We start from the raw sequence: 17,676 nt of genomic DNA, 5'->3' as shown, positions 1-17,676 counted from the left end.
TATTCTTTCGTTTTTTACTTAGCAAGATGCTTGCTTTTAAAACTTCTTTTACAGATTACAGGCTGAATTAGTTTATCTCGTTACTAATTATGATCGATTAAATAATAACTCGAAAACTAGTTCTATTTTATCACAGATTTCTTCACTTACATTCCTAAAATGCCAAAAATCAAATATTTTTGATTCTGGTATTTCGGGGTAATAGTTTTGAATAACCGCCTTGAACGCATCAAAACTTCTAAATCCTTTGTTAAAAAAGCACATCAAAAGACTACTTGAACGCTGAATTATCTCAATACGTTTTAATGTAGTTAGTTCTCTCTTCTTCATCGTATTTTTAGAATCAACTGACATAACTTTTGTATATTTGTTTTTAATGTATACACAAACTATTTACATAAGTAGTTTGTGTAAACTATGTGTGAAAATCAGCAATACAATTTACACGCATAAACTAGATGTGAAAATTAGATATACAAATATATAAAATATTTGATACTAAACAAATAAAAAATCAAATAATTTATAAAATAATAAACAATGTTAAAATTAGACAAAAGCATAAGGAAATCTATGACGCCAGAAGAATTAAAGATTGCTCGAAAAAGGAAAGGTTTGACTCAAAAGGAAGTAGCTGATCTAATAGGTGTATCCTTTCAGACGTACAACGGATATGAAAATGGAAAGAAAATTCCAACGACAAAATATCAAATTTTAGAGAATGTCTTATATTCTTTCAATCAGGTGAATGAACCTTCTGCAATCTATTTTACAGAAAATGGTCATGATAAAACTATTAAACATTTGAATGAGTTGATTGTTCAACGTGAGGAAATTTTAAAAATTCTAAATCCAAATTCTCTTGATTACTACCATAATTTAGAAATGATTCAGATGTACAAGGATAGGATTAAATATATTAATGTGGCAAAACAGGAGGGTAGGAAGTAATTTTTTGCCTTATAGTTAACTCCTCCCTCCTATTTCTTTAGGGATGTTTTACTAAGTAGTTTAAAACCAGAGTATTCATTAGGTTTTATACTATTTAAACTTAAAATATACTGGATTAAAAGTAAAGTTCTCGATACGTTTTTTTTTCATTTTAAAAACAGCTCGAACAGACGGTTGAGTATATAATTGAAAATCATCGTTCGTTCGAGCGCGAAGCGCATCGAGAACCAACACTACTATTTGTTGCTTTTGTAGATGTACTATTTTTTTAAAAAAAATTCAAAGTTTAAATGGTATTATACTATAAGATAAAAGGGTAAAGAAGATAAAAATATGTGATTTTTTTCTGTAAGCTATTTATAGTTTTGCAAGATTGGGGGATGGAGTTACTTTCTTAGTCTTAAATTACTTTTTATCTGTAGTAAATTTCTAATGCGTAATCTGGGTTAAAAGTGATGCAGATTAGTAATGGATGGGTTTGTATAATATATCTTTGGAACTTTGGTGGGTATTCTTTTTAGAATTATGGTTCCATGGGGAGTAATGAGTTATTTTTTTACTCGATCTGAATAAATTGTTTTTAATCCTTATCTGTAGACTTTTTACTGTGTCTGTTCCTAAAATATTTTTTAGATGCGTTAGGGTTATTGTAATTTTCTTAAAAACTCAATTGCTCTTTTATTAAATAGATGGGCCTGTTCTACATTTACAACGTGTCCACATTTTTGAATAATGGTTAATTTTGCTGATTTATAATGCAAGTCTGCTACTTTTTTTACGGTTGGTAAAAACATATAATCTTCTTCTCCCATAATATACAGGGTTGGTATATTTAGTTCTACTTGTCTGAACCATCTCAAAACGGGATTTATTTCTGTTGTTAGTCTAAACCATTTTAGAAATTCTTTTTGGTATAATTTTTTTGCTTCATTTATAAACATTAAGCGAGATTGTTTATGATTTTCTTTAGGCATTATAATAAATGCAAATAGTCTATAAAGAACTAAATAAGGCAGTATGTATTTAAAAATATTTCCTAATTGCATTAATATCTGTGAACGAAAATTCATTTTTAGAATTGCGCCTCCCATAATCATACTTTTAACTCTTTCTGGATACATTTCTGCTAATTGTCTAATGACTATAGTTCCTAAGGAAATTCCGATGAAATGGGATGATTGTATCTTTAGAAAATCTATAACTTCTAAGACATCATGAGCTATGGATTTGAAGGTGTATTTTTTAGCGAATCCTGTTTTTTTAGAATCTCCATGTCCTCTTAAATCTAACAGTAGAACATTAAAGTGTTTTTGAAACTCCCTAATCTGTTTAAACCATATTGAAGAACTTCCTCCTGCTCCATGTACAAAAGTAACCCATTGGCTAGTGGAGGTGTTTTCATAAATGGTATAGTGTATCATGTTTTTAATGTAAATATAGAGTTTTAGTGTGAATGTGTATGATGTAAATGCTGTTCACCAATACGCAATCGCAATTTTTTAAAATAATCAAAGGCTTTAACTAGTCTTGAGCCGTACCAAGAAAACATTTCTCCATCAACAAAAACGGTTTTTGCATGATGCGAATACCTCCCTAATTCGAATGCGTGTTCATCTTTAAATGGATAAGGTTCTGATGATAGAAAAATGAGATCAGGATCGCCTTGAATTCGCATTTTTTGCACAACAACTTCTGGGTAACGCTCAGGATATTTTTCATTAGCTGCGTATATGTTTTCTAACTTATTTAATTCTAATAAATGATTGATAAAGGTATTTCTTCCTGCTACCATATAGGGTTTACCCCAGATAAAATAGGCTACTGTTTGCGCTTCGTACTCCTTAATGAAATTAAGAAAGTCTTCTTTTGCAAAATTGATTTTGTTAATCCATTTTTGCGCTTCTGTACGAACATTAAATAGCTTCCCGAAGTCTTCTATCATTTTGTTATTATCCTCAATAGTATAGATATCTGTTACCCAAACTGGGCAAATAGATTCTAGCTGTTGTACTATTTCTAGTGTATTTTCTTCTTTATTACAAATAATCAGATCGGGCTGTAGTGCTTCTATCTTTTCTATTTTTATATTTTTAGTTCCCCCTACGCTAGTCTTAGTGGTTTTAAAATGAAAAGGGTGTACACAAAATTTTGTAATACCTACAATTTTTTCTTCTAATCCTAAATCGTATAATAATTCTGTTTGCGAAGGTACTAAAGAAACTATTCTTTTAGGAGTTGTTTCTAATTTGTGTTGATTTCCTATTTGATCTGTATAAATCATTTGTTTCTGTTTATTATTCAATGCTTTATTTTATCACTCTAGATCTTATAATGCAGCATTTGAATTTAAAATATCTTCCATTTCTTTTTGTAATTTCAGGGCTTCTTGTCTTGCTTTTAGATAAAAGTCTTCATTAGTAGAAGCGTATATGATTCCTCGAGAAGAGTTTACTAGGAGTCCTACTTTGTCGTTCATTCCGTATTTACAAACTTCTTGTAGGCTTCCTCCTTGTGCCCCTACCCCTGGGACTAATAAGAAGTTGTTGGGTATTATTTTTCTAATTTCTTTAAAATATTCTGCTTTAGTTGCTCCCACTACGTACATTAAGTTTTGAGAATTTTTCCAAGTTTTAGAAGTTTCTATTACTTGTTTGTATAATTCTTTTCCGTTGACACTTAATGTTTGAAAATCAAAGGCTCCTTCATTAGATGTTAGAGCTAACATAATTGTATGTTTGCCATCAAATGATAAAAAGGGTTCTACTGAATCCTTTCCCATATAAGGCGCTACTGTAACTGAATCAAATTGTAAGTCTTGAAAAAATGCTTTAGCATACATATAAGAAGTATTACCTATATCGCCTCTTTTAGCATCTGCAATGGTAAAAATTTCAGGGTATTTTTCATTGATATATTGAATTGTTTTTTCGAGTGCAACCCACCCTTTAATTCCGTAGGCTTCAAAGAAAGCTATATTAGGTTTGTAGGCTATGCATAAATCGTGTGTAGCGTCTATAATGGCTTTATTAAATTCAAAAATAGGGTCTTCTTTTGTTAATAGGTGCTGTGGAATTTTTTCTAAATCTACATCTAAACCTACGCAAAGGAATGATTTTTTTTGTTGAATTTGTTGGATTAATTGTTGTGTTGTCATCTTTTTGTTTTGTGGTACAAAAATAAAAAAAGGATGTTCAAATTGAACATCCTTTTAAGAAATATATTAATCTTAGAATTGATAGGAAATTCCTCCGTTTAAAATTCCTTTATAACCTAATCCTACTTCTGCGCTGATTCCTAATTTTTTTCCATACCTAAATCCTATCCCTGTGATTTGAAAATTAAATCGGTTTGAATTGTCAAAGGATAATCCTTCTGATGATAATTCATTTGTTTTATTACGTATCAGGGTATATCCTACTCCTAGTCCTGAATATAATCTAAAGTTATCGTTTGACAAATAGTTATAATTAGATTTTAGGGCTAAAGTAATGTCTTCTTCATTTTGCTTATTAATAACTTTTCCATTAGATAGTATGTCTGATTCAAAAGTTTCATAAGCTAGATCCAATCCTAAATTTAATTTATTAAGTATCGCATAATTATATTCTAGGGTAAATACCCCTGTACTGACTTTATTGTCAATTTCTATTGTTCCTAAACTTGCTGGTGCGGTTAGAATATTAGTAACGGTATTAATAATGCCATTTGTAGAAACTATTCCGTAGCTCTTAATTCACTCGTTCCTTTTTCTTGAGCTGTGGTAGAAAAAAATGAGCTTAATAGTACTATTAAGCTCATTTTTTTAAAATTTATTTTTTTCATATTGTTCTTTCGTATGATTTAACAATGAACAATATACGAAAAATAGGTAAATTATTCAATAATTAATTTTACTTCTACTCTTCTATTTAAAGCTTTTCCTGCTTTTGTTTTATTAGAAGCAATTGGTTTTGATTCTCCATAGCCTATAGCTTTTAGTCGTGATTTATCAATACCTTTACTCACTAGATAATTCATAATAGCAGATGCACGAGACTCTGAGAGTTTTTTATTAACTTCTGCTTTCCCAACACTGTCAGTATGTCCTTCTAATGAAAATTTAGCCATAGGGTATTCATTTAACAAGGCTGACATAGCTTCTAAAACTGGATAAGTAGAAGATTGAAAAGTGTTTCTTCCTGCATCAAACAAAATTGTTTTTGCATAATCGTTTAATTTTTTAACAACTGCTTGTGTAACTTCTGGACATCCATTATTTTTTATTGTTCCTGGAACGTTTACACATTTATCGTCTTTATCTAAAACCATGTCTCCATCAGTATCAGGCCAAGGGCAACCGTTGTTTTCAGCAGGACCTACTACTGTTACACATTTATCTTCAGGATCTATAACACCATCATTATCCGTATCTTTATAAGGACATCCACCATTTTCTTTAGGTCCTTTTTCGTTGATACATTGATCTACGTTATCTAATAACCCATCATTATCTGTATCGGGTATTATTGTTTCTTGAACTACAGGTGCTGGCTCAGATTTTTTGATTTCTTTTGGTTCTTTTATGCGTTTTTCTCCTTTATAAATAGGTACCTTTAGACCTACATACGCATCAATTCCTTTAGATTCTGATGATACTAAATTACTTAAAATAGATCCTGAACCTAGGAATAGAGGTCCTAAGCGCAAACTAGTTCCTACATTTAGTCCTCTATATTCTAAATAATTAATAGGTATTGCAAAACTAAACCATTTGCTTTCGTAACGTGGAGTTACAATATAGGTGTTTGCAATTGATGTTGTATTTAGTGCTTTTTTATCATTTAGATTAAAATCTCCATTAATATTTAAATAAAATTTTCTAAAAAAATTCCAATCTATATTAGCATGTAAGGCTGTTGGTAACATTACTTTTTGTGAAGAATAGACTTCTGGGCTTGTATCAAATAGGGCTAATATCTTATCTAAATCGCCTGCTGAATCTACTAATACTTGATTTACGGTGATGCTATTAAATTCGTAATGGTTTTCAGTATTTGTTTTATAATTAATAGACCCTATATCCGTTACAGATGCTCCAAATTTCCATTTATAATTAGGCCCATACTTTTTTTGCTTTTCTTGATTTTTTATTTCAAAAACAACCCCTAAATCAGCTCCAACACCGCTGGAATTTGGATTGTATTTTATTTTTTCATCTACTTTATCAAAATCTCTAGTACCTCCATAAACAAAATCACCTGTAGCTGTAATTTTTTGATTTTTAGTAATATTTTCTGCATCAAAAAATAAGCTTATGTTTTTTCCGTAGGCATACGAGTTAAGAACACCTTGTAAGTATTTTAGAGATAAACCTCCTTTTAATGTATATTGATCGTTATTTAATATAATGGCTCCATAAGACAAACCTAACTCTGCCCAAGCGTTCATCACCATATTAAAATCTCCTTCATCTATGTTGTAGTTTTTGGTGTCTTTAAAATTATTTTCAAATTTATCAAATAAGGTTCCATTTAGCTCATGTACATTAAAATTGGCTCTAGCTCTGGAAAAGAATCCAATAGAGTGTTTTGGTGCAATATTAAACATAAATGAAGGACCTAGTATGTCTGCATTTACCATTATATTATTATTTGATGAAGCAAATTTTTTAGATTGTAAATCTATGTCAAAATCTTTTTTTAAAAGATCTGTAATTTTTACACCAAAATAATCATTGCCCAGCAAGGCACTTCCTGAAACTAGATTTAAATCTAAACGATAAGGAGATCCCACTACAGTAGCTGGATTATAAATCATACCATGTACACCACTATAATTATCGGGTACAAATCCTATATAGGATTGTGCTTCTATTTGTTCTGTACAAAGAAAAAAAGAAAATAATGCTAGAACTTTTTTCATTTAAAATTATTTGATGGTTAATTTTTTTAATCATTAGGGTGTCTGAAAAGTCAAAATCAAGGTCTAGTCTATCACTTCAAAGATAGGAGAAATCACATTATCAGCATTATCTGATTTGTCTGTTCTCTTCGTTCGAGCCTTCCTTTTGGTAGAAATAACAAGATTGTAACCTTTTCGGAGGACCTCATTAATATACTTCTGATTCTTTTAATTTTTCAGTATTGGCTACTAATTGTAATTCGTCTATAAATTTTTGAATTTTTCCGCTCATTACACCATCCATATCAAAAATATCCATTCCTATTCGGTGATCTGTTACTCGTCCTTGCGGAAAGTTATAGGTTCTAATTTTTGCGGAACGGTCACCTGAACTAACTTGTGAATTACGTTTTTTAGCGTCTTCTTCTTGTTTTTTAGCTAGTTCCATTTCATATAAGCGGGAACGTAGTACTGATAAGGCTTTATCTTTATTTTTATGTTGGGATTTTTCGTCTTGACATTGTGCCACTAATCCTGTTGGAATATGTGTCATACGAACGGCTGATTTGGTTGTATTTACGGACTGTCCTCCTGGTCCTGAAGAACAGAATAAATCTATACGCACATCGTTCATATCTATGTGTACATCAAACTCTTCTGCTTCTGGTAACACCATAACAGTAGCTGCTGAAGTATGCACACGTCCTTGAGTTTCTGTTTGAGGTACACGTTGTACACGGTGTACACCTGCTTCATATTTTAAGGTTCCATAAACATCCTCGCCTGTTACTTCAAAAATAATTTCTTTAAATCCGCCAGCTGTTCCTTCGTTTAGATCTACAACAGAGGTTCTCCAACCTCTGGTTTCACAATATCTAGAGTACATTTTATATAAATCTCCTGCAAATAATGAAGCTTCGTCTCCACCTGTTCCCGCACGAATTTCTACCATCACGTTTTTAGCGTCTTCTGGATCTTTAGGAATAAGCATGAACTTAATTTCTTCTTCTAATTGAGGAAGTCTTTGTTGCGCTTCTTCTAATTGCATTTTAGCCATTTCCACCATCTCGGCATCAGAACCATCTGCTAAAATTTCTTTGGCTTCATTAATATTTCCAACAAGATTTACATACTCTTCGCGTTTTTCAACTAAAGCTTTTAAATCTTTATATTCTTTATTTAATTGCACATAACGTTTCTGATCAGCAATAACATCGGGTTGGATGATTAGGTCTGATACTTCGTCAAAACGTTGCTTTACATATTGAAGTCTTTCTAACATATTGTAATTCTTCTATTTTGGATTGCAAAATTACAATTTTTGTTTCAAGAACCAAGAATTAGAGATTCAAGTTTTAGGATCTGGGTTAAATATATCTTTTCTTTATTAAAAAAGATAGACTTGTAGTCTACCTGAATATTATAAAATAGGCATTGTTATTAAAATTAAGATTATAAAAATGATTCCATGATTTTTGTTGCTTCTTTATTGAATGCCATATTTACTTTTATATTTATCGTTTAATTGAGTTTGATGAGATTGTAAAGAAATTTTTCTTCCTTGTATGTAGGCGTACGATAAATTATTGGTGCGCATATCAAGTGCGTCACCTTCTGATACAAATAGAGTAGCATCCTTACCTGTTTCTAGAGAACCACAAAAGGAATCTATTCCTAGGATTTTAGCTGTATTTAGAGTAATTAACTGTAAAGCTTGTTCTTTTGTTAATCCGTATGCTACTGTTGTGCCTGCTAAAAATGGCAAGTTTCTTATATTCATTCGCTCCATATCACCACTATTTTCTAATCCTACTAAAACGCCTTTATCTATTAAAAGTTTTGCTAGTTTAAAAGGCTGATCTATATCATCATGATCTAAATTGGGCAAACTGTGTACTCTTCCTAGTAAAACTCCTATATTATTTTGAACTAAAAGAGGTGCTACTTTATCTGCTTGATACCCTCCTATTATTACGCTTTTTTGTATTTGATTTTCTTTTGCTATTCGAATAGCGTCTATGATTTGTTTTTCTTCGTAGGCATTTATGTATAGTGTTTGGGTTCCGTTAAAAATGCCTCTTAAGGATTCAAAAACAGTATTTTTTTCTATTGGTTCGCTCTTCAAGTAGGCTTTAGCTTGTTTTAAAAAATCAGAAAATTCAGTTACTTGTTTTGAATACTCTTTGTTTACTTCTATAATTCCAGGTTCGGCCCACCATCCTGATTTTTTAAATGTAACTGGAAAATGGCAATGAATTCCATCGTTTTGTTTAATTACCGCATCTTCCCAAGTCCACGCATCCATTTGTACTATAGAAGAAGTTCCTGCTATATACCTTCCTCTAGGGGTGATTTGAGCTGTTAAAACTCCATTAATCCGTGCAGTTTCTGTTATTTTTGATTCTGTATTGTAAGCTATAAGACTCCTTATATTAGGGGTAAAACCTCCTATTTCTCTTTCATCATCGGTAGCCTTTACGGCATCAATTTCAACTAACCCTATAGTGGAATTAGGCGCTATAAAACCAGGGTATAAGTGTTTGCCTTCCGCGTGTATTACCTCATCATAAGAGGTTAAATCAATACGTGTAAGAGAGGCGTCAGCTACTAAATTTAGTTTACCTTCTTTAAATCCTATAGCACTATTTTTTATTAGCTCTCCATTCCCTAAATGAGCTACAGCATTTATAATAAGTATTGATTTGGTTTGTTGAGGAGCTGGTGTTTGTTGAGCATACATTCCTGTTATAAACAATAGGGAACATAGAAATTTTATATATCTTTTCATTTATTGAAATATTTACTGTTTATCATGACGTTTTTTACTCTTCCATTGTATCGCAATGGTAGTGTCTTTTTTCTGTTTTAGCTACTGGTCGTGTAGAGGCTCCTTGATTTTTTTGCTGCAACATTTGATTTATCAACTCTATTTTTTCTAGCTGAATCGACTGTCTGTGTTGCTGGTCTAGTATTCTATCATAATATAAGGTTCCTTCGATTATGGTCTTGTCTACTTTTGCATATACTGATAATGGGTTATCATCCCATAAAACTAGATCTGCGTCTTTACCTATTTTTATACTTCCTATTCTATCATCTAAATGGAGTAATTTAGCTGGATTTAATGTTACCATCTTCCAAGCTTCTTCTTCTGATATACCGCCATATTTAACTATTTTTGCTGCTTCTTGATTTAATCGTCTTGACATTTCGGCATCATCAGAGTTTATTGCTACAAGCACTCCTTGTTTATGAAGAATGGATGCGTTATAGGGAATGGCATCATTTACTTCATATTTATAGGCCCACCAATCGGAAAACCTGGAAGCTCCTGCCCCATGTTTTTTTATTTCATTAGCTACTTTATATCCTTCCAAGATATGAGTAAAGGTATTTATCTTAAAATTAAATTTTTCAGCTACTCGCATTAAAGATAAAATTTCAGACTGAACGTAAGAATGACATGAGATGAATCGTTTTTTATTTAAGATTTCAGCTATTGTTTGTAATTCAAGATCAATACGTGGTTCTTTTAATTTACCTGATTTTCCTTGTGTGTGGTAGAGTTTCCACATTTTATCATATTCTAATGCTCGGGTAAAATAATCTATAAATACTTGTTCTACTCCCATACGGGTTTGTGGAAAACGGGTTGGATTTGAAATTCCCCAATTAGATTGTTTTACATTTTCTCCTAAAGCGAATTTGATAAATTGAGGTGCGTTTTGAAAAATCATTTCATCGGGTGGTAATCCCCATTTCCAACGTACTATAGTTGAACGCCCACCAATAGGATTAGCTGAACCGTGTAGCAATTGAGAGGTAGTTACTCCGCCTGCTAAATTTCTATAAATATTAACATCTTCAGAATTAACTACATCTTCTATTGTTACTTCTGCTGATGAATTATGTCCTCCCTCATTTACCCCATTGGATATTGCTATATGCGAATGCTCGTCTACAATCCCAGTTGTTAAATGTTTGCCTTTTGCATCTATTACTTCAGCTGTCGTCTCATTAATAGACTTTCCAATTGCTACTATTTTTCCATTTTTTATCAAAACATCGGTTTCTGGTAGAATTCCATCTTTTTCATTGGTCCAAACGGTGGCTTTTTTAAACAATAGGATTTTATTTTTTGGTTTTTGAAGATTGCCGTAGGGCAAATTAGGATAGGTTACAGGAAAAATTTTATTTGCCTCTTTTTGGGGTAATTCTTCTTGATTTGGTACAAAAACATCTGTTTGTTTAGCTTCCCAAATAGATTCTAATCCTTGAGCTGTTACTACTTTTCCTGTAATTTTTTTGGTATCTGAAATAAAACCTGTTAGTCTATGAAATTCTGTTTTAGTGGTATCTGCTGTTTGCAATAGGATATTCATCCAATTATCGGATATTGTTAATTTAGAATTTACTTTTTTGTTTTCTTTTGTTTTAATTTCTACTTTAGGAGCATTTATTTCTCCTTCGATTTTCATTTTGTAATTTTCGTCTCTAAAAGTTAGATCATAATTTCCTCTAACATCTTTAGTTTCTAAATTGTTTATTACATACTTTTTACCATTAACCCAATTTTCAAATAAGGTAGTTTTTACATCAAAAATATCTCCTGAAGTAATTAAAAAATTGGCATACGCTCCTATTTTTAAACAACCTACTTGATTGGTTTTTCCTAATAATTTAGCAGGAATGGTAGTTAGTGCTTCTAATGCTATTGTTTTATTTAAGCCATATTTTATAGCTTTTAATAAATTGGTTTTAAAGTCATCTATTTTCTTTAATTTGTCTGTTGTTAAAGCAAAAACTACGTCATTATCAGCTAATATTTTAGGATTTAAGGGGGCTTGATTCCAAAATCGTAAATCAGCCAATTCCATTTGATTGGCTATATAAGGATCTGATACGTCATAAGCTTCAGGAAAATTAATTGGAATAATAAATTTAGAATTATATTTTTTTATTTCGTCAATACGTTCAAATTCATTACCTGACCCTTTAAAGATATAATTAACACCAATTTGTTTTCCTATTTTAGCTATTCGCAAACTGTTTAATTTATCTTCTGTGGCAAAAATTTGAACTAATTTTTCATTTTTTATCAAAGATTCTAAAGAAGTATCTTTATACTCTGAATTTCCTTTTTTATACCAATTAGCATCGTGATACATCTGCTTCAACAGCGCTAATGTTCCCATTAATGAAGATGGATACGCTTGATTAGAAGATGTACTTCTCTTTAAAGAGAAATGATGAGTTATTGTTTTTTCTAAAAAATGATGGGTTTCTTTTTCATTATTCAAAAACACTAAAGCGCCTGTACCCCTAGCAATTCCATCTGGAATATGGGTACATAAAAGACCAAATCCTGCTTTTAAAAATTCTTCTGCTCTTTGGTTGTCATACTTATAAACTTCAAAAGCATTATTTTCTGTTTTAATGTGTTCATTCCAATAATATCCTTTTCTTTGGGTATCATACAAGGGATTATCATTTCTATTGGTATTAGATTTTGTCGTTGTTTCGATTCCAAAATTAGTATACAAATCAATAAATGAGGGATAAATAGTTTTTCCTTTTAAATCAATAGTAATAGTTGAATTAGGAATTAGGCAGTTTTTACCAACTTCTGCTACTTTCCCGTCTTTAATTAATAATATTCCATTTTCTATCACTTCTGAAGGAGTAATATAAATTTTTGCATTAATAAAAGCAGTCAAATTAGAGACTTTATTTTTTACGCTTTCATTATTAGGAAAATACTCTTGCGCATTTATTGTATGCAAAAACACTAAATTTAAGAGTAAAAACGCCTTTATTTTTTTCATCATTGAAGCTTTGTTTTATTCTTGAAAATTAAAAATAATCACTCAATATATTTTATTTTAATTAATTTTTAACAAAAAATTAAGTTAAAAACAAACATTTTTACTCTTTTTTCATTAATTTTATTAAATATAAGCCTTTAAAATAATTTAAGCCATGTTAGTAAAAGTATTTGGAAGCGCTGTTTTTGGCGTAGATGCTACTACTATTACAGTAGAAGTAAACACAGAAAAAGGGATAGGTTATCATCTAGTAGGATTACCCGATAGTACCATCAAGGAAAGTTGCTTTAGGATAGCAGCTGCTCTTAAAAATAATCATTATCAATTTCCAGGAAAAAAAATAATCGTCAATATGGCTCCTGCTGATTTACGTAAGGAAGGATCTGCTTATGACTTAACGATTGCCATTGGCATTCTAGCGGCTTCTGGACAAATCAACAAAGATAAAATAGAGCAATATGTTATAATGGGCGAACTTTCCTTAGATGGAAGTTTGCAACCTATAAAAGGGGCTTTACCTATTGCTATAAAAGCTAGAGAAGAAGGTTTTAAGGGGTTTTTCTTACCTAAACAAAATGCTAACGAAGCCGCTATTGTATCTGATTTAGAAGTATATGGAATTGAAAATGTGAGTGAAATTATTGATTTTTTTGAAAATAAAATACAACTAGAACCTATAAAAATAAACACTCGCGAAGATTTTTTTAAAACTATTGATTTTCCTGAATTTGATTTTGCAGAAGTAAGAGGTCAAGAATCAATTAAAAGGTGTATGGAAATAGCAGCAGCTGGGGGACATAATATTATATTAATTGGTCCACCTGGAGCAGGCAAAACCATGCTAGCGAAACGATTGCCCAGCATTCTACCTCCTATGACGTTAAAAGAGGCATTAGAAACAACGAAAATACATAGCGTTGCAGGAAAATCAAAAGATTCAGGCTTAATCAATCAGCGTCCTTTTAGGGCTCCTCATCATTCTGCCTCAAGTGTTTCTCTTGTAGGTGGAGGTAGTTATCCGCAGCCTGGAGAAATTTCCTTAGCACATAATGGTGTTCTTTTTTTAGATGAACTCCCTGAGTTTAAGAGAGAAGTTTTAGAAGTAATGCGGCAACCATTGGAAGATCGAGAAGTAACTATCGCTAGAGCTAAATTTACAATTACCTACCCTTCTTCCTTTATGCTTGTTGCCAGTATGAATCCTAGTCCGAGTGGCTATTTTCATGATTCCTCTTCTAAATTAAGTTCAAGTTCTAATGAAATGCAACGGTATATGAACAAAATATCAGGTCCTTTATTAGATCGAATAGATCTGCATATAGAGGTAACACCTGTTCCTTTTGAAAAACTTTCAGACAATCGTCCCTCCGAAAGTAGTTTAGAAATTAGAAAAAGAGTCTGTAAAGCACGTGATATTCAGAGTTTAAGGTTTGAAAAATATGATTATTTACATTACAATGCTCAAATGACTACGAAACAAATAAGAGAATATTGTTCTTTAGATGATGATTCTCTTCATTTATTAAAAACAGCAATGGAACGATTAAGTTTATCCGCCAGAGCTTATGATAGGATATTAAAAGTATCTCGTACTATTGCTGATCTTGAAAATTCAGATGATGTACATGCTCATCATATAGCGGAAGCTATTCAATATAGGAGTCTAGATCGAGAAGGTTGGCTTGGCTAGATCCTATAAATTTAAAAAGAGAATATTCAAAAAATATGATATTCTCTTTTTATATAAATCTATAACAACTAAGATTATCCAAAAGTTCAAAACCTTATCCATTTAACTTAATCAACTATCTTTATTTGAATGATTAAAGACATCGTTGAACAAAATAAAAGACAGAAATAAAGTATCTAATTTTTACAATATTATTTATGTGACTAAAGTTTTTCTTTTTGGAAATTTAATTTTTTAAACAATAAAAATTAAACTAATTGTTTTAATGCTATTTCAAAAGCTCTTGCGCTTATATTCTTTTTATCAGAACTTAAATCAAATGTTTTTTGGATAGCTTTTTTAATAACATCTGAAGTATCATTAAAAATAGCTTCGTCTGTCATTTGTACTTTTCGTTCCATAAAGTATGCAAAAACACGAGCCATACCACAATTTGAAATAAAATCAGGAATTAAACTTACTTTGCTATCTGTTTCTTCCATAATAGGACCAAAGAAAATTTCTTTGTCTGCAAAAGGAACATTGGCTCCACAAGAAATTACTTCTAATCCTGAAATAATCATGCTTTCAACCTGTTCTTTTGTGACTAAACGTGATGCAGCACATGGTGCAAAAATATCTGCTCCTATAGACCAAATTTTTTCATTAATTTCAGTAAAAGGAATCATATTATCCGTTACCAGTTTATTCCCTTCTTTATTAAGGAATAATGTTCTGATTTCTTCAAAACTAAAACCATTTTCATTAATAAGCCCCCCTTCTCTATCTATAATACCTACGATTTTAGTCCCCATTTCTGCTAAATAAAAAGCAGCAGCTGACCCTACATTACCAAAACCTTGAACAATGGCTTTTTTACCTACAACACTCCCTCCATAAATATCATAATAATGTCTAACCGCTTGTGCCACTCCATACCCTGTAATCATATCTGCTACAGTGTATTTTTTATGAATATCGGGTGAAAAAGTAGTATTTTCTATCACTTTTACAACTCCTTGGCGTAATTGTCCTATACGGTTTATTTTATCGGCTTCAGTAGGTTTAAAATGCCCATTAAACACTCCTTCTTGTGGATGCCAAACACCACATTCTTCAGTCATTGGTATTACTTCATGAATTTCATCTACATTTAAATCGCCACCTGTTCCATAATAACTTTTCAACAAGGGAGATACCGCTTTGTACCAACGTTGTAGAACTTCTTTTTTTCTAGGATCATTTGGATCAAAATTAATTCCTGACTTTGCTCCACCTATAGCTGGTCCTGAAACTGAAAACTTAACCTCCATTGTTTTAGCTAAGGATAAAACTTCGTTCATATCTAATCCTTTACGCATACGAGTTCCTCCTCCAGCAGCACCTCCACGCAATGAATTAATTACGGTCCATCCTTCTGCCTCTGTTTCTGGATCTTTCCAATGAAATACTACTTCTGGTTCTTTATTTTCAAATTTCTTTAAAAGTTCTTTCATGCTGTTTTATTTAAATTTAGATGTGTATTTTACAAAAAAAGTCGTGCAAATGTAAATATTTTGCACAACTTTTTTAATGACTTATGTTTTTTTAATGTCTTCCTAAAAGCTCGTTCTTTAAATCTTCATCCGCTGGTTCTTGTGATAACCAAATGCCGAAAAGAGCCTTTTTAAAATCTTTCCCTTCTACTTTTCCTTTTAATTTATCATTTTTAGTAACTGAAATAGTTTCATCTTTGGGATTGTATGATAAAATATAAACATCTCCTTTTACTATTTCATCCGAAAGTAATGCTTTAAATTGGTTGATTTTAGGCATCATGACGTTCAATCTTTCTCCACATGATTTTTCAAACCCTTTTTCCATTGCATTGGTTAACTTACGAGACGTAACCATTTTTGAAATAATTTCAATACGGATAGCCATATCGGTCTCACTGTCCATAATTATTTGCGAATCTTGGGATAAAGCGGTTAAATATAACGCTTGTACATATACATCAACCCAAGCTTTTGATCGCGTTCCAAATCCATTTAATTGAATTTTCTTTCCTCCATTCACTTCTATAGTTCTAGGAACAATTACACCATCTGTCTCAAATTGCGTTTGTGCATTAGACAAGAACGTCGTAAGCATAAGAGTCGTAAAAAATAATTTTTTTAGTTTCATATATTTGAATATTTTAGGGTAATACAAATGTATTATATTTAAATATGATTCCAAAAATGAACTTTTTATTGTTATTTTATTCTATAAATAAAACCTGCCGAATGATCTTCAAAAGCTCCAGTAACACTTGACAATACATTTATTTTATTTTCTAATTTTAGAACTCCTAAAAAGGCAAAAATTAGTGCTTCTTTGAACTCAACTATTTTTTTATCAGGTACTATAATTTCTATATTTGGGTTATATTTTCTAATTCTTTCCACTAGATCATCATTATAGGCACCCCCTCCAGTGACTAACATTTTTCCTGATTTTGTTAGCAATATATTTCTAATTTGGATAGCAATATGTTCTGAAAACGTACATAAAGTATCTGGGATACTTAAACTACTAAATTTATTAATTATAGGGATTATGTGGCTTTTTACATATTCAATCCCTAAAGATTTAGGGAAGGGTAATTTATAAAAGTTCAGTTCGTTTAGTTCTGCTAATAAAAGATCATTGATAGACCCCGAAGCGGCCATTTTTCCTTTATCATCAAATTTTTTTCCTGCTTTTTCTGATAAATAGTTTAAAACTGTATTGACTGGAGAAATATCAAAAGCAATTCTTTTTCCTTGCATTTGAAATGAAATATTAGAAAAACCACCTAAGTTTAAACAATATTCGAAATCAGAAAACAAAATTTGGTCTCCTATAGGAACCAAAGGAGCTCCTTGTCCGCCTTTTTTAACATCCTGAACTCTAAAATCGCATACTACCGTTTGTTTGATTAATTGGGCTATTTCTGGTAAATTTCCTATTTGTAAAGTAAAGCCATTTTGTGGTTGATGTAGAATAGTATGTCCATGTGAACAAATGGCATCTAAGTCTTTTAATTGGTGCTTTTCTATAAATTCACTAATTATAGAACTCAGATATATTGTGTATTCTTTATCTAACATTTTCAAATCTTGTGGATTGAAGCTAACAGCAGATTGTAATCTAAATACCCATTCATGATGATAAGGTATGGTTTCCACTTCTAACATTTCAAATTCCCAAGTTTGGTTCTTTTTTTTAAGGAATACATGAGCTAAATCTATCCCATCTAAAGAGGTACCAGACATAACACCTATAACGTTAAAAAACTTATTTTTCATAACTTGCAAAAATAGACAAACTTATTGGTAAATTCGCATA

General features: G+C 31.2%; 14 protein-coding genes. 2 read left to right on the top strand and 12 right to left on the bottom strand.

The features are described from left to right. Window positions 1-87: 87 nt before the first annotated feature. Window positions 88-354: a hypothetical protein gene (locus B0A78_RS10885; RefSeq protein ID WP_014165379.1), complete on the bottom strand. Its 267-nt coding sequence runs from the start codon at window positions 352-354 to the stop codon at window positions 88-90. 219 nt (window positions 355-573) lie between these two features. On the opposite strand from B0A78_RS10885, the gene B0A78_RS10880 reads away from it, so the two are divergent. Next, complete coding sequence (locus B0A78_RS10880) at window positions 574-951, top strand: helix-turn-helix domain-containing protein (protein WP_186809003.1); 378 nt, start codon at window positions 574-576, stop codon at window positions 949-951. A 644-nt stretch (window positions 952-1,595) separates the two neighbouring features. Here the strand turns inward: B0A78_RS10880 and B0A78_RS10875 are convergent. The 8 genes from B0A78_RS10875 to B0A78_RS10840 form a co-directional block, all read right to left on the bottom strand. Further along, entirely contained in the window at window positions 1,596-2,372 is a 777-nt protein-coding gene (locus B0A78_RS10875) for an alpha/beta fold hydrolase (RefSeq protein ID WP_077225151.1), read from the bottom strand. Between the two features lie 23 nt (window positions 2,373-2,395). Next, a complete protein-coding gene (locus B0A78_RS10870; RefSeq protein ID WP_014165382.1) occupies window positions 2,396-3,232 on the bottom strand; it encodes an ABC transporter substrate-binding protein in 837 nt (278 codons plus the stop codon). A 45-nt stretch (window positions 3,233-3,277) separates the two neighbouring features. Continuing rightward, on the bottom strand, window positions 3,278-4,105 hold the full coding sequence (gene pyrF, locus B0A78_RS10865) for an orotidine-5'-phosphate decarboxylase (RefSeq protein ID WP_014165383.1): 828 nt from the start codon (window positions 4,103-4,105) through the stop codon (window positions 3,278-3,280). A gap of 72 nt (window positions 4,106-4,177) precedes the next feature. Then, the gene (locus B0A78_RS10860) at window positions 4,178-4,519 is read right to left on the bottom strand and encodes a hypothetical protein (RefSeq protein WP_014165384.1); all 342 of its coding nucleotides are present in this window, start codon (window positions 4,517-4,519) and stop codon (window positions 4,178-4,180) included. A 305-nt stretch (window positions 4,520-4,824) separates the two neighbouring features. Further along, window positions 4,825-6,852 (bottom strand): DUF5723 family protein, encoded by a 2,028-nt coding sequence (locus B0A78_RS10855; RefSeq protein ID WP_097609673.1) that lies wholly within the window; start codon window positions 6,850-6,852, stop codon window positions 4,825-4,827. 187 nt (window positions 6,853-7,039) lie between these two features. Beyond that, window positions 7,040-8,113, bottom strand: a complete 1,074-nt coding sequence (gene prfA, locus B0A78_RS10850; RefSeq protein ID WP_077225147.1) for a peptide chain release factor 1 — start codon at window positions 8,111-8,113, stop codon at window positions 7,040-7,042. 204 nt (window positions 8,114-8,317) lie between these two features. Continuing rightward, the gene (locus B0A78_RS10845; RefSeq protein ID WP_249030959.1) at window positions 8,318-9,619 is read right to left on the bottom strand and encodes an amidohydrolase family protein; all 1,302 of its coding nucleotides are present in this window, start codon (window positions 9,617-9,619) and stop codon (window positions 8,318-8,320) included. Window positions 9,620-9,653: 34 nt separating this feature from the next. Next, window positions 9,654-12,659, bottom strand: a complete 3,006-nt coding sequence (locus B0A78_RS10840) for an amidohydrolase family protein (RefSeq protein ID WP_097609671.1) — start codon at window positions 12,657-12,659, stop codon at window positions 9,654-9,656. A 151-nt stretch (window positions 12,660-12,810) separates the two neighbouring features. On the opposite strand from B0A78_RS10840, the gene B0A78_RS10835 reads away from it, so the two are divergent. After that, window positions 12,811-14,346, top strand: a complete 1,536-nt coding sequence (locus B0A78_RS10835) for a YifB family Mg chelatase-like AAA ATPase (protein WP_065213476.1) — start codon at window positions 12,811-12,813, stop codon at window positions 14,344-14,346. A 248-nt stretch (window positions 14,347-14,594) separates the two neighbouring features. On the opposite strand, the gene B0A78_RS10830 is transcribed toward B0A78_RS10835, so the two are convergent. The 3 genes from B0A78_RS10830 to B0A78_RS10820 all read right to left on the bottom strand — a co-directional run bounded on the left by B0A78_RS10830 (window position 14,595) and on the right by B0A78_RS10820 (window position 17,636). Beyond that, window positions 14,595-15,821, bottom strand: coding sequence for a Glu/Leu/Phe/Val dehydrogenase dimerization domain-containing protein (locus tag B0A78_RS10830; RefSeq protein ID WP_077225143.1), 1,227 nt, complete (start codon window positions 15,819-15,821; stop codon window positions 14,595-14,597). Between the two features lie 91 nt (window positions 15,822-15,912). Then, the gene (locus B0A78_RS10825; protein WP_065213474.1) at window positions 15,913-16,491 is read right to left on the bottom strand and encodes a chalcone isomerase family protein; all 579 of its coding nucleotides are present in this window, start codon (window positions 16,489-16,491) and stop codon (window positions 15,913-15,915) included. A gap of 71 nt (window positions 16,492-16,562) precedes the next feature. Then, window positions 16,563-17,636: an anhydro-N-acetylmuramic acid kinase gene (locus B0A78_RS10820; protein WP_014165392.1), complete on the bottom strand. Its 1,074-nt coding sequence runs from the start codon at window positions 17,634-17,636 to the stop codon at window positions 16,563-16,565. Window positions 17,637-17,676 lie beyond the last annotated feature (40 nt).

This window comes from Flavobacterium columnare NBRC 100251 = ATCC 23463 (assembly GCF_002530675.1).
Taxonomy (GTDB): domain Bacteria; phylum Bacteroidota; class Bacteroidia; order Flavobacteriales; family Flavobacteriaceae; genus Flavobacterium; species Flavobacterium columnare.
This window is presented reverse-complemented; position numbering and strand designations above follow the sequence as displayed.